We start from the raw sequence: 19,906 nt of genomic DNA, 5'->3' as shown, positions 1-19,906 counted from the left end.
GGACAGGCAGAACGCAGACGGAAGCGTAGGAGTACGATCCTGTCTGCGTTTTGTGTTGATGGCGGTCACGAGGTTGGCGCGACCGGCAACGTAAAGGTCAGCATAACGCCGCCATCGGTATTGGCAATGGAATACCGGCTCTGATGCCGGTCAAGCAGATGCTTGACAATCGACAGGCCGATGCCGTTGCCGCCCCCCTGGCGGCTGCTTGACGCATCCGCGCGATAGAATGCATCCCACACGTGGGGAAGATGCTCTTCCGCAATCGGTTGGCCTTCATTCCAGACGTCAATCCGGACGAAGCCGGGCTCATCGCCGCTCTGCACCCGGATGTCGATCCGCCCTCCCTCCGGGGTGTGGCGAATCGCGTTCGTCAATACATTCGTCACGATCTGCTCCAGCCGCTGAGGATCGGAGCGCACCATAACCTCATCCTCCGGCAGCCAGTCCAACCGGAGCACCCGCCCCGTTGCAAACGGTTCCACCAATTGCAGCACGTACGCAAGCGTGGAGCGCAGCGGAACATTGCTCCACCAGAGATCGAAGTGCCCGCTCTCCAGTTGGGACAGATCCAGCAGATCCTTCACGAGGCGGGACATCCGCTCCGCTTCGTTCACGATGACCGAGGCGTACTTATGCCGCTTCGCCCCTTGGCCTACATTGTCGCGAAGCGCTTCCGCGTAGCCTTGGATCAGACTGACCGGCGTCTTCAGCTCGTGAGATACGTTGGCGACGAACCGCTTGCGCAGCAGCTCCAGCTGCTTCTCCTTCTCGATATCCCGCTGCAGCTGCTCATTCGCCGCCTGCAGCTCCCCCATCATGCCGTTCAGCTCGGTAGCCAAATAGTCGAAGGTCGTGGCCAATTCTCCAATCTCATCCTTGCGCTGCTTCATCTCCGTACGCGCGGAGAAATCAAGGCGGGCCAGCCGCTTCGCCATCTCGTTCAGCTTGACGAGCGGATGGGAGATCATGCGCGTGAACAGAAAAGCGAAGCCAAGCAGCAGCACGATCGCCGCCAGGAAGAAGTAGCGGTAGAACCCGCTAAGCAGCGAGGACGCATCGGAGACGGGCTGCAGCGTGGATACCGTTATCATATATTGCTGCTTGCCTCCATTGTCCGGCATGGGCGCCATCGCGGCCCACACCCGTTCATTCTGATTCCCGGTCATTCCCCGATCGTAGAGCTCGACGGCAATCCCTTCCCGCAGCGGCTTGCGCAGCATGTCCTTCAGCTTCTCCTGCAGCACCGATTTCAAACGCAGCGTCTCCGGACCGAACCACTTTGTAGGCTGGACCGGCATACCCGGAATCATGCCTTCTCCTGCATGCGGCTCCTTCCCGTCCATCTTCGCGCCCGGAACCTTCCCGTCTGGCACCTTCACGCCCAGCGCATTGCCGGAAAAGGAGGACGGTCTTGCCGGCGCCGGAAGCGTAATCTCGGAGCCGGGCAAGGTCGGATACAGCGAAATATGAAAGTCGCTCTCGACACGTATCGGAACGGCAGCTTGCGGCCGGCTGCCCAGGAAAACATTGACCGTTCGCCCATCCTTCACGACAACCCCGGTTAAGGAATAGTGCTCCATGTCGAACGATGCGATGCGTTTCATCCATACGGCATCGACCTTGTCATCCCCCAGCTCCTCGTACATGCTGCGGAATTCCTTTTCCAGTTCATTGGCCCGTACCCTCAGGGAATACGGCTCGAAGAACATCAATTGCAGCACCATGAACAATGCCGTGAATAAGAAAAAACCGACTGCCGTCGTCCAATACACTTTTTTCGCGAGGCTCCAAGTGCGTTTTTGTTTTGTCATCGGTATTTGTATTCATTTCCTCCCACGGTGATTATCCGTCGCCACGCATTGGAATTTACCCCCATTATGGAGGAAGCCCCATGAGATTGCAATATACGCCTGTTTACACCAAAGAGCCCCGCCCCCCTGGAACGGGGAACGGGGCTTCGCCCGCCGATGCGAAGCTATGCGACGGCCGAGCAGGCCGCCAGAGGCCGGTGTCAGCCGCCCTCTTCCGGCAGCTGCTCCACGATCGCCTGCGCCGAGGCGAGGCTTGGCTGATGGGAGATGCTGACGTGAATGCGGCAGGAGGCGCCGGATAGGCCGAGCCGGCTCCAGGCTGCCTCGCTTAGACGGGCATGCGGCTTGCCGAGCGCATCGGACAATACTTCGATATCCAGGAAGCCGATCATCGGCCCGATTCCGGTGCCAAACGCCTTCACGACGGCTTCCTTCGCCGCGAACCGTCCGGCGACCCACTCCGCACGTCGCGCTTCCCGCTGCGCGAGCGCCTCCCGCTCGCCTTCAGTCAAGATCCGCTGCAGGAAGCGCTCTCCGCTTGAGCCATTCAACAGGCGGGCAACCCGTTTCAGCTCCAATATGTCATGCCCTATACCGTAGATCACGAACCTCTTTCCTTTCTTTTCGGTTACACTTGAATGTATATAGAGAGCATACAACTGAGAAGCCGTAAGAAGCAAGCTTACCTCCGGCATAGCGGGCTGGTGGTGTTGCATCCGATTCCGCATGGCCCGTTCGGTTCCTGAGAGGTTGGTTCCTGCGAGGCTGCCGCGCACATGTTGCCGTCTACTCGCTCACCCGCCATTTTACCAGCTTGTTAATGACGAACAAGGTGACGATGCTGTAGGCGAGCAGGACAATACAGTTCCACATGACGCCGTCGGTCCAGCCAATCAGCAGGACGGTGCGCATCGCATCCGCCGCGTAGGTGGTCGGGAACAGATACGACACCCACTGCAGAGGCAGCGGAAGCTGTTGAATATCCATCATGACCGGGGACAGGAAGGTAATGAACATCATGAGCACCTGGCAGATCATGTTCGTCAGCTGGTGATTCGGCGACCAGAAGCCGAGGCACACCCCGATGCCGACGACGCTGGCCAGCGACAAAATAATGACGACCGGCAGTCCCCAAGATACCTGGAAGGCGATGCCGTAGCCAACGCTTCCGATGACGGCCAAAATGACCGTAGACGGCAGCGTGCTCATCAAGCCGCGCAGCAGATTGGCGATGACGAAGCTCATTTTGGAGATCGGGAGCGAAGCGTAGTACGTAAAGTGCCCTTGATGCTTTTGCCATGAAATCTCCTGGCCCATGCTGTTCATCCCCATCACGATGACCCCGAAAATCAGGTTGCCCGCAATGATCCGAGTAATCATCTCTTCGCTCGGATTGTCCGTGAAAAAGGTCATGAACATCATCGTCGTCAATGGGAACATCGTCGCCATCAGCAGCACCCACGCCCAACTGTCCCGGATGATGGCGAATTGAATGCGGAACAGGATGGACAGCTCGGTCAGCGCGCGGCCCGGACCTTGCAGCGGAGCGGATGCCGCTTCCGAATTCGGATGTGGAGTAATCGCCGGATTCATGCTCCCATCACCTCCTTTTCAACCTCTTGGTCAATATGAAAATAGACATCCTCCAGGCTTGGCGGCTTCACGGCATATTCCTCAATCGGCAATTCCGGAGAATGGACGATATAATCGAGCACTTGAGTGGCGTCCTCCTTGTTCACCAGCAGGATGAGCCGGTTCTCTCCGTTGCTGTGCATCTTCCCCCAGCGCTCCATCGCCCGCATCGTATCCTCGCGGCGTCCGAATTCCGTCGTCAGCTCGAACTTGAGGCGCTGATCGACCTTCTGCTTCAGCTTCGCGACCGTATCGTTCGCCAGCAGCCGGCCGTGATTGATCACCGCGACCCGATCGACGACCTGCTCCGCCTCGAGCACATTATGCGTGACGAGAATGACGGTAGCGCCCTGCTTATTGCGCTCCTTGATCAGATTCCAGACCAGCCGCCGATTGGCCGGGTCGAGCTCATTCGTGGGCTCATCCAATATGAGTACTGGCAGCCGGCCGATCATGACCGTCCCGATGCCAACCATCCGCCGCTGGCCGCCGGATAACTGCCGCAGCAGCTTCCCTCCCTTATCGGCAAGCCCCATAAGTTCCAGCAGCTCCTCGGCCTGCCGCTCGGCTTCCGCCTTGGCCATCCCCCGCAGCCGCCCGGTGAATACGAGCGCTTCGCGCGCCCGGAGCGAGGACAGCACATGCGGCTCCTGCGAATAATAGGCAACCTGCTGCGCGACCCTTTTCGACTGCTGGCTGACGTCGATTCCTTCGTACCGCACGGAGCCCGACGTCGGCTTCAAATGTCCGATCATTTGCTTGATCAAGGTCGATTTGCCTGCGCCGTTCGGGCCGAGAACACCCAAAATCTCGCCCTCCTGCACCTGGAGCGAAATGTCGATATTCGCTTTGACCTTTCCCTTTTTATAGAGCTGGTTCACTTGTTCGACCTCATACACTACCCGATTCACCGCTTCTCCCTCCTCCTTCTTCTATCTATGAGCATACATGGCGCTCCTCTTCCCCTGAAGCGTCCGCCGCCTGAAATCGCATTCATGCTGCGGAATAATTTATGTCTCGGTCTGGAGACCGAGGAGCAGAACAGGCCATGAGCGGCCGGTTCCACGGTACCCAAAACCTATCCGCCGCGGGAGCATCCCCCTGCCGTTTGCCGATAGGTATTGTCTCTATTTTCATCATTTGTTAACCTTATATTTAGATTATACGGTTTACATTCAAATGCAGAGAAGTTTACGGACTTACCGAACACGAAGGAGATGGGTTCCATGGAAAAGAATCTGAAGCGGGAATTGCTTGACAAGGATCGGGCGTATGTATGGCATCCGTTTACGCAAATGAAGGATTACGCCAATCGCGATCATGTGCTGATCGAAAAGGCCGAAGGCCTCTTCCTCTATGATGCGGACGGTCGGCGGTATTATGATACAGTATCCTCCTGGTGGTGCAATCTGCATGGGCACGGCCATCCGCGCATCAAGGCGGCGATTCGCGATCAGCTTGACGCGTTCGACCACGTCATGTTCAGCGGGCTGACGCATGCGCCGGGCATCGAGCTGGCCGAGCAGCTCGTGCGCCTGACGCCCGAAGGGCTGACGCGGGTGTTCTACTCCGACAACGGCTCGACGGCCGTCGAGGTGGCGCTCAAAATGTCGTTCCAATATTGGCAGCATACCGGGCGAACGGAGAAAACGACGTTCGCGTACCTGGACGGGAGCTATCATGGCGACACGTTGGGCGCGGTGAGCGTGGGCGGGGTCGATCGCTACCACGCGCTGTTCCGGCCGCTGCTGTTCCACGGCCACCGCCTGCCGGCGCCCGATCTGCGGCAGGCGCGCACCGCGGGAGCCGATGGCGAACGCGAGGTGGCGGCTCGGGCGCTCGCCGCGGTGCGCGAGCTGTTCGAGCAGAAGGGCGACACGATCGCAGGCTTGATCGTGGAGCCGATGCTGCAGGGAGCCGGCGGCATGATTATGACGCCGTCCGCCTATCTGCAGGGCGTGCGCGAGCTGTGCAGCCGCTACGGCGTCCACCTCATCGCCGACGAGGTGGCGACGGGCTTCGGGCGAACGGGCGTCATGTTCGCCTGTGAGCATGCCGGGGTCAGCCCCGATATCCTGTGTCTCAGCAAGGGGCTGACCGCCGGCGTCATGCCGCTCGCGGCGACGCTGTGCCGCGAGGAGCTGTACGCCGCGTTCTATGACGATGACGCGGCGAAGACCTTTTTCCACGGCCACAGCTTCACCGGCAATCCGGTGGCGTGCGCCGTGGCGTTGGCTTCGCTGCGCCTGTTCGAGGAGGAGCGCGTCCTCGAACGGGCGCAGGCTACCATTGCCGCGCTGGCGGACGCCCTGCGCGGCCTGGCCCGCCTGCCGCATGTCGCCCATGTGCGGCAGCTTGGGCTCGTGGCGGCGTTCGACCTGTACCTGGATGCCGAACGCCGCCAGCCCTTCCCGCCCGAGCGGCGCATCGGGGCGGCCATGTACGAGGCGGGCTTCGAGGAGGGACTGATTCTCCGCCCGCTCGGGGACACCCTCTACTATTGGCTTCCATTGTGCGCCAAGCCGGACGATGTCCGCGACATCGCTGCCCGCACCGAGCGGGCGCTCCGCCGCGTCCTCAGCTAAACGCAAGACGGGCGGGAGCTTGTACATCCGCTCCCGCCCGCTCTATTATCCCTGCCCGCTACAGCCTCATCCGAGTCAGAGTCCGGATGATCAGATACCCGAGCAGAAAACAGAATCCGGCCCCAATCAAGTATCCCAAGCGGCCCGGGTAGACAAGACCATAACCGATATTGCCGCCAAGCAGAGCGGCGCACAGGACGAAGCCCCCAATCAGCACCTTCTCCCCCGAAGGAAACAAGATCAGCTTGCCGTTGTTCTCCAGCGGATTGCGGTTATACAGGACAAGACCCGCGACAAGCAGCAGCAGAGCGGACACGCCGACGAATCCGTACGGATACCGATCGATTTCTTCGGTAATCCACCCCAGGACATTGAGTTTTTCCCATACGGTCCCGCGCAAATCCATACGCTGGTAGATCGGAACCAGAAAGAAAACATAGGCAAGCTGGTGCAGCATCAAAACCATAAACTCATAAATGCAGAAAAGAATGAGGGTCAGCACCGCCTGGGCGGTCCAGCTGCCTGTGAAGGAACCGATGAACAGCATAAACGTATACACCGACAGGACGGCAAAAATAACATGGAACGCGTACTTTATGAAAACCATGACGTGAAAATGAGAGCCGACGGGAGATGCCCACAGCATGACGGCGTACAGCACGGTGATGACGAACACGGACGAGATGATATAAGCGGCGCCTACCATCCATTTCGTGCCATAGATAAGCCATCGCGGATAAGGCAAGGCGAACCCCAGCTCGCTGATGTGGCTGCGCCGTTCGTAGCCCATCTGCCACAAAGCCAGCAAAAAGCAGATCAGTGCAAGACCGAACTGGAAAATGGCATACTTTTCGGAAAACGCCCAACTCACCGCATTATCCGTGTCTCGGTCGAATATCGAGGCGTTATGCTGGATATACTCCGGCGTCTGGAACCACCATTGCTGCATATGTGTGAACAAGACGGCAAAGAATCCAAGCAGCAGCATCAACCCGAGCAAGCCCCATGTCTGGCGAATCTCCTTCCTCCACAGCGGCCGGACAAACCAATTATGCAGCACCCCCGTCACCTCCCGACTTCCATGTAAACCAATCTTCCAGCGAGAGCGGGAGCTCGTCTATCAGCATCGGTTCCTCCCGCTTCAACGCCTCCAAGGCCGCTTCCGATTCCACAATCACCGTGTACACCCGGCCGACCTGCTGGAGGACGAATACATCCGGCTCATAGAGCCAGGCTGGCGGCTCCGGCTTGCCGAACACGATCTGCAGCTTCTTGATTTGCTGCCGCAGCTGCTCCAGCTCCCACACTTCCTCGGTCCGTCCTTCCCGCAGCAGGACAACCGTATCAGCGATGCGGTCCAGCTCATCCAGCATATGCGATGAGATGAGGATGGAAGACTCTTCATCCAGCGATCCGACAATCAGACTTAACAGCTGCTTCTTCGCTACCGCGTCTATCCCGTTCGTCGGCTCGTCGAATAGAATCAGCCGCGCTTTCGTAGCCAGCCCGAGAGCCGCGCTGAACAGCATTTTCATGCCCTTCGACAGCGACCGTACCCGCTTGTGCAGCGGGAGCTTGAATTCTTCCATTGCCTCCGTAAAATAAAAAAGATCAAAATTCGGGTAAATTTGCGCGTACCAGCTGGCGCACTCCCGAATCGTATACGATTCCAGCGCCGTCGGCGCATCCGGGACAAAGACGATATCCCGCTTCAGCTCCGGATAGCGGTGAACGCTAATCCCGTCAAAAGCGACGCTGCCCTGATCCGGGCTATAGATGCCGACCATCGTCCGCATCAGCGTCGTCTTGCCGGTTCCGTTCCGGCCCACGAGCCCGACGATGCGCCCCGGCTCGATGCCGAAGCTGACGCCGCGCAGGACGGGCTTGCTGTCAATCGATTTATGTACAGCCTCCACTTGCATCATGATTCTTCCCTCCACCATTCATGACATGCCTGCTCCACCATGTCCAGCAGACTGGACGGTTCCAGTCCGAGATGCTTCGCTTCCAGGGCGATCCGCTTGACGTCCTCTCTCAGCTTCTTCTTCCGTTCCTCCGCCATGCCGGGAGAAGCCGCTTCAGCGACAAACGTGCCTTTGCCCCGCATCGTCACAATCACCCCTTGCCGTTCGAGCTCCTGATAAGCCTTGCTGACCGTATTCGGGTTAACCAGCAGCATGGCGGACAGCTCGCGCACCGAGGGCACCTTCTCTCCTGCTTGCAGCGCTCCCGTCGCGATGAGCGCTTTCATCTGGTCCACAATCTGCTCATAAATCGGCGAAGCGCTCTGCTCTTGCAGACGAAACATGGACACCCTCCCTTTCTGCTGATCGAACCAAAAGCAAAAGTGTACTATCACAACTAATACACATAGTACACAAGTATAGAGATTCCTGTCAACATGAAAATGACATTCTGCTCCAATTCAGGGGTATGGTACAATGGGTAAAAATAAGATGGAAGGCAAGGAGGTTGGCTAGATTGAAGTATGCATTCACCTGTTCAGGGCAGGACGGCCGCATCCTGCGCGGGGACGTATTTCTGCCTGCGCAACCGCAGCGCCCGGCAGTGCTTCTCATTGCTCACGGGTACAAAGGGTTCAAGGATTGGGGAATGTTCCCTTATGCAGCGGAGGAGATCGCCAATCGCAGCGGACTGCTTGCGATAACCTTTAATTTTTCGCATAATGGCGTCGGCCCTTCGCTTGACCGCTTCGATCAGCCGGAGCGGTTCGCGATCAATACGTACGGAGAGGAGCAGACCGACCTTGCCACGCTGCTCGATTGGGTTCGATCCCCCGAATTCCCGGAATGGCTGGCTGCCCAAGGCGGAAGCTTTTCTTGGTCGAAGGAGATGCCGCTCTATCTGCTCGGCCACAGCCGGGGCGGGGCAAGCTGCCTGCTGTATGCGCTGGAGCATCCGGATCATATCGCAGGCGTGCTTACGTGGAATGGCGTGACGAATATGGATTTATTCTCCGCGGAGCAGAAGCAGGAAATGCGGGACAAGGGGCAATCCAAGGTCATTAACGCCCGCACGGGCGAAGCTCTTCCGTTGTCCCGTCTGCTGCTGGACGACCTGGAAGCCAATCGCGATAAATATAACCTGATTCATCGCGTCCGCGATGCCGGCTTCCCTCTGGCGCTCATCCAAGGCTCGGACGATCTGCCGGGCTTTCGCGACGGCTCGGCCCGTCTGGTCGCCAGCTATCCGGAAGCGGAGTGGATTACGATCGAAGGGGGCGGCCATACGTTCAACACGGTTCACCCGTTCCAAGGCACGACACCGGAGCTGGAGGCCGCCATTGAAGCAACCGTTCAGTGGCTGCAGGCCCGCTAATTTTTACACATAGACAGGAGTTGCTGTGTACTTATGTTGACCCCGCGCCAGCTCGCTGTATCGGTCCTGACGACGATAGGCGGCCTTACCGCTGCCTATCTGCTCGGTCTGCCGCATATTGCCGGCTTTGCTACCGGCTTCCTTGTGCTCGCTCTCTGCTCGCGCAAGCAGGGCCATCCCTGGCCCGACCTGCTTCGCTATATGCGTGCGGGCGCCCTCCATACGATGGAAGTCGTCTGGATTCTGCTTATGGTCGGCCTGATGATTCCGGCCTGGACGATCAGCGGAACCATCCCTTATCTAATCGAACAGGGACTGTCCTGGATCCATCCGGCCTGGATGACCACGCTCACCTTCTGGTTGTCCGCTCTATTTTCCATGCTGCTGGGCACCTCGACAGGAACATTGAGCGCAGTAGGCATCCCGATGATGGGAGTCGCAGCGGTGGCTGGCGTGCCGCTGCCCCTTATGGCCGGGGCACTCGTATCCGGTGCGTTCGTCGGGGATCGCACCTCCCCCTTCTCGAGCGCCCACCGCTTGGTCGCCGATTCAACGGGAACCCCCGTCAAGCTCCAGGCGAGGGCCATGCTGCCCACAACCCTGCTCGGCCTCGGCGCGGCTACGGCCGTCTTCGCCTTGTTCGACTGGACGGGAGCATGGATCGTTCCGGCCGAGGCATTGCAGATGGAAGCCTATCGCGATGCCTTTGCATTTCACCCGCTGCTGATCCTGCCCGCTCTCGTTCTGGTCGCGGCCATCTTATTACGGGTTACAACGCGGTACGCCTTCCTGCTCTCCATCGTGACGGCAATCATTCTCGGCACCTGGCTCCAGGGCCACGATCCGCTGACATGGTGGAACGGCCTGCTGTGGGGATATGACCATGCCTCGCTGCCCTCGCTGCATACGAAAGGCGTGCTCAATATGGTCGATCTCGTCCTGCTGATTGCGATGGCCGGCGCCTTCAACGGCATCCTGGAGTCGACGCGCACCTTGGAGCCGTATATGGCCTCCTTTTTGGGCGCGAAGCCGTCCCTGCCCGGGGCCACGGCGCGCATCGGCTTATTCGGCTTCATCTTGGCGCTTGTCTCCTGCACGCAAACTCTGCCCATCATGATGTCAGGACGGAGCGTGCTGCCGCTGTGGGCCACCCGCTTCCCGCCAGCGCAGCTCTCCCGCATCGTCGCCGACACGGCGCTTGTCTTCGCTGCCCTGATCCCGTGGAATATGCTGGCCGTCCTCTGCGCCACAATTCTAAATGTGCCTGTCCATCAATACGCGCTCTTTGCCGTCTTTCTATGGATACTGCCGCTATGCACGTGGCTTATCTCCTTCCTGATTCAGCGGAAGCGCACGGGCTTGCCAGGCACCCAAACACTATCAGGCTGAACGAACAAGAATGGCCGCCGACGGGGCGTCACGGCTAAGACTGCCGCCACAGCGGCTCTTCCCTTGGTCAGGACGAATCCTTTCTGGGTCGGGCAGCTCTGGTTTCGGCCGTTTCATCCCCGTCGTTCCGCCACCGTAGTTCCGTCCTCGTCGTTCCGTCACCGTCGTCCTTCCGCCGTCGTCCCGTCGCCGTCGTCCCGTCGCGGCTTACCCCAACTCCTTTACGCCGCTATCCCCTCTGCTCATACCTGCTTACCGGTTCGCCAGCTTCCAGGGTGATTGTTGGGAGGTATTCTTGGGGGGATTGGATATTGGACAGCATCTCTTTTTGGGCCTTTTCGTCACTATCCCCATTGCTCATAATACAATTGCTGCTTCACGATATTGCGGTGCTGTCCGGTTCGGTTAACGGCTTCTCTGACTGTTGACTATGTAAGTTCTTCAATTCGGAAGATGACGTCTGATTGGGGGGAATGCCAGGAAGTATGTTTTCTGCTCCTTTTCCAAAACACGGTCTCCTTCATATTTCACCGCAAGCAAGCTGTTCCTCTATTCTTTTATGAGTCAAGGGGATCGTGAGCAAAAGGCCTTGAAAACATACTTTTCTCCCGCCCCTGAAAGAGGTGTCTTCATTATTCAAAGTAAGCAGCTAACCCGACATCAAGCAAAAAAACGCCGTTTCAAACTTCCCCCTGTTCTGGATAAGTTCAAAGAGCTGCTGAATAAGCGAGTATGCAAGAGAAGTATGCTGTCTCTAGAGGGCGTTGTGGGGATAATAACGGAAAGTGAAGCAGCCACCATATGCTAAGGAGAGCCAGTATCCTCTAGCCAGAGGGAGCAAGCTCTGCGTTCGGCATAGCTTCCTTGCATGGTTTATTAGATATAAAAAAGACAAGCACGATTCATGTGCTTGTCTTCTTCGTTCAAACGCGAATATGGCAGGCTTAGGCCTCGCCTATTTTGTATGACGGTTAGATGCCAGGAATCGGGGCGCGTTTGTGCTCGGTTTTGCGATAATGCTGTTCGAGCTTCGCTTGAACGTCGGAGGGAACCGGTTTGCCCTCCAGGTAGTCGCTGTTGTGCTCGTAGGAGACACCCAGCTCTTTCTCGTCGGTCTGCCCCTCCCAGAGGCCGGCGGTCGGCACTTTGTCGATGACGCTGCGCGGGACGCCTAGCCGTTCGGCAAGCTGGCGAATCTGGCGCTTGTTCAGGGAGGACAGCGGAGTGATGTCCACGGCTCCGTCGCCCCATTTGGTGTAGAAGCCGGTCAACGCTTCGGATGCATGGTCCGTGCCGACGACGATCAGGTTCAGGTCGAACGCCAGCGCATATTGGGCGACCATCCGTATCCGCGCTTTGATGTTCCCTTTTCCAGGAACGCTGATATGGCGCGGTTGACCGAGTCCCTTGAAGCCTTGCTCGACCTCAAGCGCAACCTCGTTCACCGCTTCTTCGATGTTGGTCTCGACGGTATGCTTCAACTGAAACGCTTCCGCGACGGCATAGCTGTCGGCAATGTCAACCTGCTCCCCATAGGGCTGGAACACGCCCAGCGTCATGTACTCCTGGCCGGATTCCGCAGATAGCTCGTCGGTGGCGCGCTTGCACAAGCCGGCGGCGACTGCGCTGTCGATTCCGCCGCTAATGGCGATCAGCAGCCCTTTCGCACCTGCGTTGGTCACATACTGCTTCAAAAAATCAACACGTTTGCGGATTTCGGCATCTACATCGATTTGGGGCTTGACTCCGAACCGATTGATGATTTCCTCTTGTAGGCTCATCTGGATATCTCCCTTCGATCCATCCTGTTCACGATCTGCTCGTATTTATGGAAACATCCCCGCATCAGAGCAACGCGGGGATGAGACTGCGCATTAGCGGCAGTGGCGATCAAATGCTGCTGTCAGATCCGCTGCAATCTGCTCGGCAGAGCGGTCTTCTACGCTGTGGCGTTCGATAAAATGGACCAATTTGCCATCCTTCATCAAAGCGATCGATGGGGAAGACGGCGGATACGGCGCAAAGTATTCGCGCGCTTGTGCCGTAGCTTCTTTGTCCTGCCCTGCAAAAACGGTGAACAAATGATCCGGCGTCACTTCATGCTCCAACGCTTTGCGCACGCCTGGACGGCATTGTCCCGCTGCACAGCCGCATACGGAGTTCACGACTACAAGCGCGGTTCCCTTCGCCGTCGGCAGCTTCGCTTCCACCTCTTCCGGCGTCCGCAATTCTTCGAAGCCAATCGATGTCAATTCGTTGCGCATCGGCTGCACCATATCGCGCATATATTGCTCAAAAGACATAGACATTCTTCACTTCACTCCTAACCCGAAAATAGTTACCCCGATAGACGTCACCAGATAGTGCTATCGTTAATATTTTAACCATTTGCACAGGAGTAAAGCAAGGGAAAGCCGTTCCTTCCGGAAACGGCTTTCCCTTATCTTGCGCCGTTAGCGCTTATGTGGACGGACGGTTCGGTCCTTCCAGCTTTTTGTCAACCGGTATTTTACCGCGTGTGTCGGCAGTCCGGTTGGCTTGTTCCTGCTGCTTTTGCTCCTTGGAATGACTCTCTTGCATCTCCATAGGCCTCCTTCATGCAGTCTCGCATCTAGTATGCGCACCTGCAAAAAAGCCTATCCTTCCTCCATGTCCGCGGAGCGCTCAGGCGATGTATCCGCCCCCGTCTCCGTCTCCATCCCTGTCTCCGTGTCGGTCTTCTCCCGGTGCCGAACAACCATATATCCGGCAGCCAGCAGGACAACGCACAGCCATTGTTCAGGGGCGAGCCCCATCCATATCGTCTCATGAGTCTTCAGAAAGCTGGCAAGCATGCCGAACGCCCCTACGGGGACGAAGGTCCACTGCGCATCCGACAAGCTGCCGGGCGGACGCCGCCTCATCCATATTCCCGCCAGCAACAGCAGGGCGAGCATCGATTCGACAGGCGGCAGACCTCTTGGGAAGATGCCGCTTGGCATCGGCAGCGTCGTATATCCTGGGGCCGCGCTATCCTGCAGCGCGTACAGCCAGCCATAAGCCGCGAGGAATGCCAACAGCCCATAGGCGAGCAAATCCGACAGCACCGGATACGACAAGCCGTTCCGTCTCACGTATACGGTCGTCCAGACGATGAGGCCGAGTACGAGCAGCATATTGCCGTTCGTAGACATTCCGCTGAGAAATAACAGCGTGCGCGGCTGTTCCCACAGAATCGACGGTGCGTCCCACAGGAAGCCGAACTTCGCATTCAACATACAGATGAAGGCGACCCCGTAGGCCCAGTCTGCATAGCGGCGACTCAATCCCTTGTCCATGCGGACCCGGAGCGAGATGACGAGCGCCGCGATCAGGAAGGACGCGAAGCTTGCCAGCAAATCGCCGTTGATCGTCAAGCTGCCGATCTGGATTACGTTCACACGCTCACCTCCCTCATCTATGATAGCTGACGACTAGAGCGCGTTCAACGCGTCCTGCGGATGATGTTCCTGCTCCCGCTGCGCTTCTCTTCGCCGCTTCGGATCGAGATGGAAGGTGACCACGAACGTGGTCCCTCTCTCCGACGTATCAATATCAATTGTTCCTTCATGCCGTTCGACGATGCTCAAGCAGAGCGGCAAGCCTAGTCCGGTCCCTTTCGACTTGGTCGTATAGAACGGCTCGAACAGCTTTTCTATGACGGAGTCCGGAATTCCTGTCCCGGTATCACTTACAAGCAGCTGCACGCCTTGAGGCACGGCACGGGTCGAGATCGTTAATGTCCCCCGCTTCTCCATCGACTCCATCGATTCCAGCGCATTGCGCGACAGGTTCAGAATAAGCTGCTTCATTTCTTTCGTATCCAAGTACAGCTCCGGAATATTCTCGCCCAATTGATAGATGATCTCCTGGCCGCGCAGATTGGCATCCGCCCACAGCAGCGGCGACAGCTGCTTTATAATATCATGCAGATGGACCATTTCCTTCTCCACGATACGGTTTTGCGCCAGCGCCAGGAAATCGTTGATGATCCCGTTGGCACGGTCGATCTCGTCCATAACAATCCGGTAATAGTCCTTCATATTGTCGGGACTCTTCTCCTGGATTAATTGCATGAACCCGCGAATGACCGCCATCGGGTTGCGGATCTCGTGCGTAATGCTGGCAGCCATCTGGCCGACCAGATGCAGCCGCTCCATGTTGCCGATCTCGGCGCGCAGCTTGGACAGCTCAGTCACATCATGTGCCATGCCGACCGCACCGACAATCTCCCCGGTCTCTTGACTGTAGATGGACTTCGCCAAAATGTAGTAATCCCGTTCACCAAGGCGCGCGACTTCGCCTTCGACGGCCCCTTTTTGCAAAGCCCATTGCAGGATAATGAACTTATTCGGCTCATCTCCCATCTTGTGCAGCAGATCCCTCAGTGGACGCCCCATTAATTGAGCCCTCGTCACGCCGGGAACCTGCAGCTGGATCCCTTCGATCATCATGTCGTTGATAGCGGTGATGCGGGTATCCGCATCGATGGCAATGACGCAGAGCGGAGCCGTATTGAGAATCTGCTTGAGCTTCTCGACCTCCTCCCGGTATTGACGGGAGACGATCCGATATCCCTGCTGCAGGAACGTCTTCTCTCTCGTGCCTTCCATCATATACAGCACCAAGCACGCGGTAAGCAGAAACACGATGCCGAATAAGACGATAAAGGGAGAGCCGAGGGCTCCGACAGCGGTCTCAACCGGAGCGGTCCAGAGATACGCTGCGTAGACAATGCTGTAGACGAGCATACCGAGCAGCGAGAAGGAAATAATGATGGCAAGCCGCATTCGCAAGCCGGACTGACGGAATTTGTTAATGGTAATAAACAATAGCGGGGTTAAATAAATCAGGGCATCTCCCCATTGGTTCCCCGCCGGTTGATATAGTGGAAAAGCGATAATAAAAATGGTATAAAGGGCCACCATAACCAATCCGATGCGGTATCCGCCGTATAGCACGCCCAGCATAAAAGGAATCAGCCGAAAATCGAATGGCTGCGAAGCCTCCGCATGATGGAAGGAGAACAGGATGCACAGAAACACGGAAATCACGGAAGCCGATCCGACAGCAAGCCGAGTCAGTAACGGTCGCGCCGACCGAATGGAACATAGCTGGCAGGAGAACGCCGGTATACAAGCAATCAGAACTTGCAGAAGGGTTTCCTTCAAAGCGATGTACATGATTTCTCTCCTCTGGCATGTTGTGGAATGCATTGATTAAAACATAAATGGCCAAGTTTGACAATGGAGCAAACCGATCTTTTAGGCATTTTTCTACATAATGCGATACAATAAGGGACGAAACGACGGTGAAGGAGTATACGACATGAAAGAGACCGATATTATAGTTATCGGCGGCGGACCGTCAGGATTGATGGCCTGTATTGCTGCTGCGGGTGAAGGCGCGGACGTGCTGCTGATCGACAAAGGGGACAAGCTGGGCCGCAAGCTCGGCATTTCGGGCGGCGGACGGTGCAACGTGACGAATAATAAAGATTTGGATGATCTGATTCGGCATATTCCGGGGAACGGGAGATTTTTACATAGCGCGTTTTCTCATTTCAATAATCAGGATATTATCCGCTTCTTCGAAGGACTCGGCATCGCGTTGAAGGAAGAGGATAACGGCCGGATGTTCCCGGTGTCCGACAAGGCGAAGACCGTGGTCGAAGCGCTTATCGGGGAAGTCCGCAAGCGGGGCGTCTCGATGATGACGAACCGGCCCGTGTCTGAGGTGCTCTACGCGGGCGGCGCCGTGGAAGGCGTCCGCCTGTCGGATGGCACTATCATCCGCGCGAAGTCGGTCATCATTGCGACGGGAGGCAAGTCCGTTCCCCGCACAGGCTCTACCGGCGATGGCTACCCTTGGGCCGAAGCTGCCGGACATACGATCACCGAGCTGTATCCAACGGAGGTGCCGCTAACCTCTCAAGCTTATTTTATCCGCGAGAAGCTGCTGCAAGGCCTGTCGCTTCAAGATATCCGTCTTACGGTGTGGAACGCCAAGGGCAAAAAGATCATTCAGCACGATGGAGATCTCCTCTTTACGCATTTCGGGCTGTCTGGGCCAGCCGCGCTCCGCTGCAGCCAGTTCGTCGTCAAGGAGCGGAAGCGCACCGGACAGGAGACGGTCCTGCTGACCATCAACATGAAGCCGGAGCTCAGTCCGGAGGAGCTGGAGCGGCAGCTGATGGAGCGGTGGAGCCAGGAGCCGAAGAAGGCGCTCAAAAATGTGCTCAAGCACCTGGTACCCGAGCGGATGGTGCCCATCCTGCTCCAGCAGGCCGGCATCGAGGAGAGTGTGACCCGCGATCATATTCGCAAGCAGCCGCTGCAAGAACTGTGCCGGCTGATTACGTCCTTCCCCGTCAAGGTGAACGGCACCTTGTCGCTGGAGGAAGCGTTCGTCACGGGCGGCGGAGTCAATTTGAAGGAGATTGACCCGCGCACGATGGAGTCGAAGCTGATGAGAGGACTCTTTTTCTGCGGCGAGATTCTTGATGTGCATGGCTATACGGGCGGCTATAACATTACGGCCGCATTCGCTACCGGATATACAGCCGGGAAGCATGCCGCCGCCCTCCAATAAGCAACAAAGCGGCTCCACTCCCTGTCGCCGGGGAGCGAAGCCGCTTCTTGCGTTGCCCTAGATATGAATCCCTCCAGGGAACTGGTTCGTATCGTCATTCCAGCCCATCGCGTCCTCTTCCCGCGCTGCGAGATCATCATGACTCGATGCGGCCAAGGCATACCGGTCGTCGTCTGCCCAATCCTCATTGATCACATGTGCCGGGATCGGAATGAGATCGATATTATAGGCATCATTCACGATTGCGGATTCGGTCATATCTCCTTCTTCCACAAGCGTGCCGCCGTGAGCCTCGGCAATCTCCATCGCCGAGGTCAGATCTCTTTTCTCCACATGAATATGAAGTTCCGTGCGGTGATCGCCGTCATAGACCGGCTCATAACCGAGTTCTTCCAAGGTGTCGAAGGCCAATCGGGCACTCGCGGCATCCGAGAACCGGAACCGGATAGCGGCTGCTTCCATGTCTTGCCCTCCTCTTTCTCCGCTTTGGACATAATATGCCCGCAAGACCGGAATCTCATCCGTTCATCGGTTCACGCCCCAGAATGACCGTGCTTCTCTTCCTTCGTCTTCTGCTTCCAGCCTTTCATCTGCACGATGACGGTTCCGAGCGCCCCGGCGGCCAGTCCGCCCAGCAGCGCCATGCCGAGAGCCATAAGCGGCGGCGCAATGAACAGCCCGCCTGCCAGCGCCCAGAGGAAGCCAGGAACAGACGCCAGCACTTGAATCATATGAGCCGCCGCCTGCTGCAGATGCGACGATCGGAACGAGAACATCGAAGGCACATCTCCTTCAATGAATTCCCTCCAATATAAGCTCAGCCAATAGCTGAGTACGCCGCACAGGACGGGAACGATGAAATAATACAGGCCTGGCAAAGAATTGACGCAGGTAACGGCAGCGAACAACCCAATCCCGACAAACCGCAAATAGAACAAAAAATGATTGCGGCTGCGAAGCAATGACTTCACAGCCAAAGAGCCGATGACCTGTCCGCCATGCTTCCGCTTCATGAAATATCCCGAGCGCGGGAACAGCAGTCCCCGCTTCCGCTTGCGCCGCACAGGCTTATCCATGCTCTGCGACAGCAGCAGCGCGGTCAGTCTCATCCGTGCCTGGCTCTCCAGCTCGACATCGCGTTCAAAAGCATGGGTTACATGCAGGCGATACCGGATAAACGGCGCGGCCAGGATACAGAGCAGCAGCGCTCCGCCCAACGGCAGGAATGGATGAATGGACAAAATGTAGACGAGCCCGCAATAGGCGGCAATCACGACAGAGCCCGCCAACAGACCGAGCCCCCAACGCCGCCAGCCGTGCCATTCCGTCTGCACGCGGTTGCGAAGGCATGCCGATAATATGGATAAGGAGGCGTTTCCCGCGCCCAAAGCCGCCAATTCCCCGGCAGACAGGCCGTAGCCCTTCATCAGCCAAGGGGCCGCCACAACTCCGATAATGCCTGTCATCACCACGCTGCGGACCGTGTACGTCAGCAATCCGAAGGCGGCCAGCCGGCTCCACCATGCTTGTTTCTGCCTAAGGAACAGCACGTCGCCCGCTTCGCTCCAGGTATGAAGCGTTCCGGACAGCACCGGCAGGAGGAACGGCAGCAGCCATACTTCCCTCGGCAGCACAATCCAGTCCGCCGGCAGCGGAAGGGTCCACCAATCATAATAAAACTTGATGCCGAGCAGCAGCGCCGGAATGGCGATATAGAGCCACACGGTCCAATCCAGCGCGGACCGGAGCGCCTTCCATTGATATGCGGCATTCGTCGACCATCGGTACAGAGCGAGCCTCCACGGCCCGGAGACCGGCCGCTTCAAGTCAGCACCTCGAAGCAGTCGAACAGCGTTCCTTCCGGCAGCCCGCTCGTTCCCCGGACCTGATCCAACGTGCCGGAGGCGACAATGCGCCCCTGATGGATCAGCACGAAGGAATCGCAGACCCGCTCGGCCGTATCCAGCACATGCGTGCTCATCAGGACGCCGGCTCCCCGCTTCCGCTCCTCCTCCAGCATCCGGAGGAAGCGCCGGGTGGCCCGCGGATCAAGGCCGACGAACGGCTCGTCCACGATATATAAGGAAGGCTTGAGCAGGAAGGCGATAATCAACATCAGCTTCTGCTGCATTCCTTTGGAGAAGCTGGTCGGCAAATGATGCTTCACTTCGGTTAATTGAAAGATGCTCAGCAGTTCCTCTGCCCGCTCCCGGAACTCGGCTTCCGGCAGCTCATGGGCGGCGGCAGCCAGCTCCAGATGCTCCCACAGCGTCATCGAATCATACAGGACGGGCTGCTCCGGCACATAGGCGTATGTCCCCGTTCCGTCACCGATGCGAATGGCCCCTTTGACCTCGCGCATAATGCCAAGAATGGACTTGATGGTCGTGCTCTTGCCGGCCCCGTTCGGCCCGATGAGTCCGACAAGCTCCCCTGCATGTACTTGAAAGGAGATGTTGCGTATCGTCGGATCTCCTTTGTCATAGCCCGCTTCTTCGATACGTGTATCCAATACAATCATGCCAGCACCTTCTTCTG

At 57.6% G+C, this 19,906-nt stretch carries 19 protein-coding genes; 5 read left to right on the top strand and 14 right to left on the bottom strand.

The features are described from left to right. Window positions 1-65: 65 nt before the first annotated feature. The 4 genes from NNL35_RS05375 to NNL35_RS05360 form a co-directional block, all read right to left on the bottom strand. Window positions 66-1,814, bottom strand: a complete 1,749-nt coding sequence (locus tag NNL35_RS05375) for a sensor histidine kinase (protein ID WP_006678022.1) — start codon at window positions 1,812-1,814, stop codon at window positions 66-68. A gap of 200 nt (window positions 1,815-2,014) precedes the next feature. After that, on the bottom strand, window positions 2,015-2,419 hold the full coding sequence (acpS, locus tag NNL35_RS05370) for a holo-ACP synthase (RefSeq protein WP_040732166.1): 405 nt from the start codon (window positions 2,417-2,419) through the stop codon (window positions 2,015-2,017). Window positions 2,420-2,600: 181 nt separating this feature from the next. Beyond that, window positions 2,601-3,407, bottom strand: a complete 807-nt coding sequence (locus tag NNL35_RS05365; protein ID WP_006678020.1) for an ABC transporter permease — start codon at window positions 3,405-3,407, stop codon at window positions 2,601-2,603. Continuing rightward, on the bottom strand, window positions 3,404-4,357 hold the full coding sequence (locus NNL35_RS05360; protein ID WP_006678019.1) for an ABC transporter ATP-binding protein: 954 nt from the start codon (window positions 4,355-4,357) through the stop codon (window positions 3,404-3,406). The genes NNL35_RS05365 and NNL35_RS05360 overlap by 4 nt, the downstream gene beginning before the upstream one ends. Before the next feature lie 315 nt (window positions 4,358-4,672). On the opposite strand from NNL35_RS05360, the gene bioA reads away from it, so the two are divergent. Further along, on the top strand, window positions 4,673-6,031 hold the full coding sequence (gene bioA / locus NNL35_RS05355; RefSeq protein WP_006678018.1) for an adenosylmethionine--8-amino-7-oxononanoate transaminase: 1,359 nt from the start codon (window positions 4,673-4,675) through the stop codon (window positions 6,029-6,031). Window positions 6,032-6,089: 58 nt separating this feature from the next. Here the strand turns inward: bioA and NNL35_RS05350 are convergent, their stop codons facing one another. From NNL35_RS05350 to NNL35_RS05340, 3 genes are read right to left on the bottom strand one after another with little or no spacing between them, the layout of a single operon-like run. Beyond that, window positions 6,090-7,091, bottom strand: a complete 1,002-nt coding sequence (locus NNL35_RS05350) for an ABC transporter permease (protein WP_006678017.1) — start codon at window positions 7,089-7,091, stop codon at window positions 6,090-6,092. Further along, on the bottom strand, window positions 7,081-7,956 hold the full coding sequence (locus NNL35_RS05345) for an ABC transporter ATP-binding protein (protein WP_006678016.1): 876 nt from the start codon (window positions 7,954-7,956) through the stop codon (window positions 7,081-7,083). The genes NNL35_RS05350 and NNL35_RS05345 overlap by 11 nt, the downstream gene beginning before the upstream one ends. Beyond that, window positions 7,953-8,339: a GntR family transcriptional regulator gene (locus NNL35_RS05340; RefSeq protein ID WP_006678015.1), complete on the bottom strand. Its 387-nt coding sequence runs from the start codon at window positions 8,337-8,339 to the stop codon at window positions 7,953-7,955. The genes NNL35_RS05345 and NNL35_RS05340 overlap by 4 nt, the downstream gene beginning before the upstream one ends. A 173-nt stretch (window positions 8,340-8,512) precedes the next feature. Here NNL35_RS05340 and NNL35_RS05335 point away from each other — a divergent pair, with 173 nt between their 5' ends. The 3 genes from NNL35_RS05335 to NNL35_RS05325 all read left to right on the top strand — a co-directional run bounded on the left by NNL35_RS05335 (window position 8,513) and on the right by NNL35_RS05325 (window position 11,567). Continuing rightward, the gene (locus NNL35_RS05335) at window positions 8,513-9,370 is read left to right on the top strand and encodes an alpha/beta hydrolase family protein (protein WP_006678014.1); all 858 of its coding nucleotides are present in this window, start codon (window positions 8,513-8,515) and stop codon (window positions 9,368-9,370) included. A gap of 33 nt (window positions 9,371-9,403) precedes the next feature. After that, the gene (locus NNL35_RS05330; protein ID WP_006678013.1) at window positions 9,404-10,759 is read left to right on the top strand and encodes a Na+/H+ antiporter NhaC family protein; all 1,356 of its coding nucleotides are present in this window, start codon (window positions 9,404-9,406) and stop codon (window positions 10,757-10,759) included. Between the two features lie 559 nt (window positions 10,760-11,318). Beyond that, entirely contained in the window at window positions 11,319-11,567 is a 249-nt protein-coding gene (locus NNL35_RS05325) for a hypothetical protein (RefSeq protein ID WP_254553001.1), read from the top strand. 163 nt (window positions 11,568-11,730) lie between these two features. On the opposite strand, the gene nadE is transcribed toward NNL35_RS05325, so the two are convergent. The 4 genes from nadE to NNL35_RS05300 all read right to left on the bottom strand — a co-directional run bounded on the left by nadE (window position 11,731) and on the right by NNL35_RS05300 (window position 15,831). Then, on the bottom strand, window positions 11,731-12,540 hold the full coding sequence (nadE, locus tag NNL35_RS05320; protein WP_006678012.1) for an ammonia-dependent NAD(+) synthetase: 810 nt from the start codon (window positions 12,538-12,540) through the stop codon (window positions 11,731-11,733). Between the two features lie 93 nt (window positions 12,541-12,633). Next, entirely contained in the window at window positions 12,634-13,068 is a 435-nt protein-coding gene (locus NNL35_RS05315; RefSeq protein WP_006678011.1) for a BrxA/BrxB family bacilliredoxin, read from the bottom strand. A gap of 327 nt (window positions 13,069-13,395) precedes the next feature. Further along, window positions 13,396-14,178, bottom strand: a complete 783-nt coding sequence (locus NNL35_RS05305) for a hypothetical protein (protein WP_006678010.1) — start codon at window positions 14,176-14,178, stop codon at window positions 13,396-13,398. Between the two features lie 33 nt (window positions 14,179-14,211). Continuing rightward, complete coding sequence (locus NNL35_RS05300) at window positions 14,212-15,831, bottom strand: ATP-binding protein (RefSeq protein ID WP_100226390.1); 1,620 nt, start codon at window positions 15,829-15,831, stop codon at window positions 14,212-14,214. Window positions 15,832-16,105: 274 nt separating this feature from the next. Between NNL35_RS05300 and NNL35_RS05295 the strand changes: the two genes are divergently transcribed. Then, the gene (locus tag NNL35_RS05295; RefSeq protein WP_006678008.1) at window positions 16,106-17,368 is read left to right on the top strand and encodes a BaiN/RdsA family NAD(P)/FAD-dependent oxidoreductase; all 1,263 of its coding nucleotides are present in this window, start codon (window positions 16,106-16,108) and stop codon (window positions 17,366-17,368) included. Window positions 17,369-17,425: 57 nt separating this feature from the next. On the opposite strand, the gene NNL35_RS05290 is transcribed toward NNL35_RS05295, so the two are convergent. The 3 genes from NNL35_RS05290 to NNL35_RS05280 all read right to left on the bottom strand — a co-directional run bounded on the left by NNL35_RS05290 (window position 17,426) and on the right by NNL35_RS05280 (window position 19,889). Next, window positions 17,426-17,830 (bottom strand): hypothetical protein, encoded by a 405-nt coding sequence (locus NNL35_RS05290; protein WP_006678007.1) that lies wholly within the window; start codon window positions 17,828-17,830, stop codon window positions 17,426-17,428. A 71-nt stretch (window positions 17,831-17,901) separates the two neighbouring features. Next, complete coding sequence (locus NNL35_RS05285; protein WP_006678006.1) at window positions 17,902-19,194, bottom strand: ABC transporter permease; 1,293 nt, start codon at window positions 19,192-19,194, stop codon at window positions 17,902-17,904. Further along, a complete protein-coding gene (locus NNL35_RS05280; RefSeq protein WP_006678005.1) occupies window positions 19,191-19,889 on the bottom strand; it encodes an ABC transporter ATP-binding protein in 699 nt (232 codons plus the stop codon). Before NNL35_RS05280 ends, NNL35_RS05285 begins: the two co-directional genes overlap by 4 nt. Window positions 19,890-19,906: the final 17 nt, after the last annotated feature.

Source organism: Paenibacillus dendritiformis, assembly GCF_945605565.1.
GTDB classification, from domain to species: Bacteria; Bacillota; Bacilli; order Paenibacillales; family Paenibacillaceae; genus Paenibacillus_B; species Paenibacillus_B dendritiformis_A.
Note: the sequence above shows the minus strand (reverse complement) of the source record. Positions and strands in the feature narration are given on the sequence as shown.

Bases quoted from the DNA above. Each gene is read 5' to 3' on its own strand.
- NNL35_RS05375 (WP_006678022.1), bottom strand. From the start codon at position 1,814: ATGACAAAACAAAAACGCACTTGGAGCCTCGCGAAAAAAGTGTATTGG.
- NNL35_RS05365 (WP_006678020.1), bottom strand. From the start codon at position 3,407: ATGAATCCGGCGATTACTCCACATCCGAATTCGGAAGCGGCATCCGCT.
- bioA (WP_006678018.1), top strand. From the start codon at position 4,673: ATGGAAAAGAATCTGAAGCGGGAATTGCTTGACAAGGATCGGGCGTAT.
- NNL35_RS05345 (WP_006678016.1), bottom strand. From the start codon at position 7,956: ATGATGCAAGTGGAGGCTGTACATAAATCGATTGACAGCAAGCCCGTC.
- NNL35_RS05340 (WP_006678015.1), bottom strand. From the start codon at position 8,339: ATGTTTCGTCTGCAAGAGCAGAGCGCTTCGCCGATTTATGAGCAGATT.
- NNL35_RS05330 (WP_006678013.1), top strand. From the start codon at position 9,404: ATGTTGACCCCGCGCCAGCTCGCTGTATCGGTCCTGACGACGATAGGC.
- NNL35_RS05325 (WP_254553001.1), top strand. From the start codon at position 11,319: ATGAGTCAAGGGGATCGTGAGCAAAAGGCCTTGAAAACATACTTTTCT.
- nadE (WP_006678012.1), bottom strand. From the start codon at position 12,540: ATGAGCCTACAAGAGGAAATCATCAATCGGTTCGGAGTCAAGCCCCAA.
- NNL35_RS05315 (WP_006678011.1), bottom strand. From the start codon at position 13,068: ATGTCTATGTCTTTTGAGCAATATATGCGCGATATGGTGCAGCCGATG.
- NNL35_RS05295 (WP_006678008.1), top strand. From the start codon at position 16,106: ATGAAAGAGACCGATATTATAGTTATCGGCGGCGGACCGTCAGGATTG.
- NNL35_RS05290 (WP_006678007.1), bottom strand. From the start codon at position 17,830: ATGGAAGCAGCCGCTATCCGGTTCCGGTTCTCGGATGCCGCGAGTGCC.
- NNL35_RS05280 (WP_006678005.1), bottom strand. From the start codon at position 19,889: ATGATTGTATTGGATACACGTATCGAAGAAGCGGGCTATGACAAAGGA.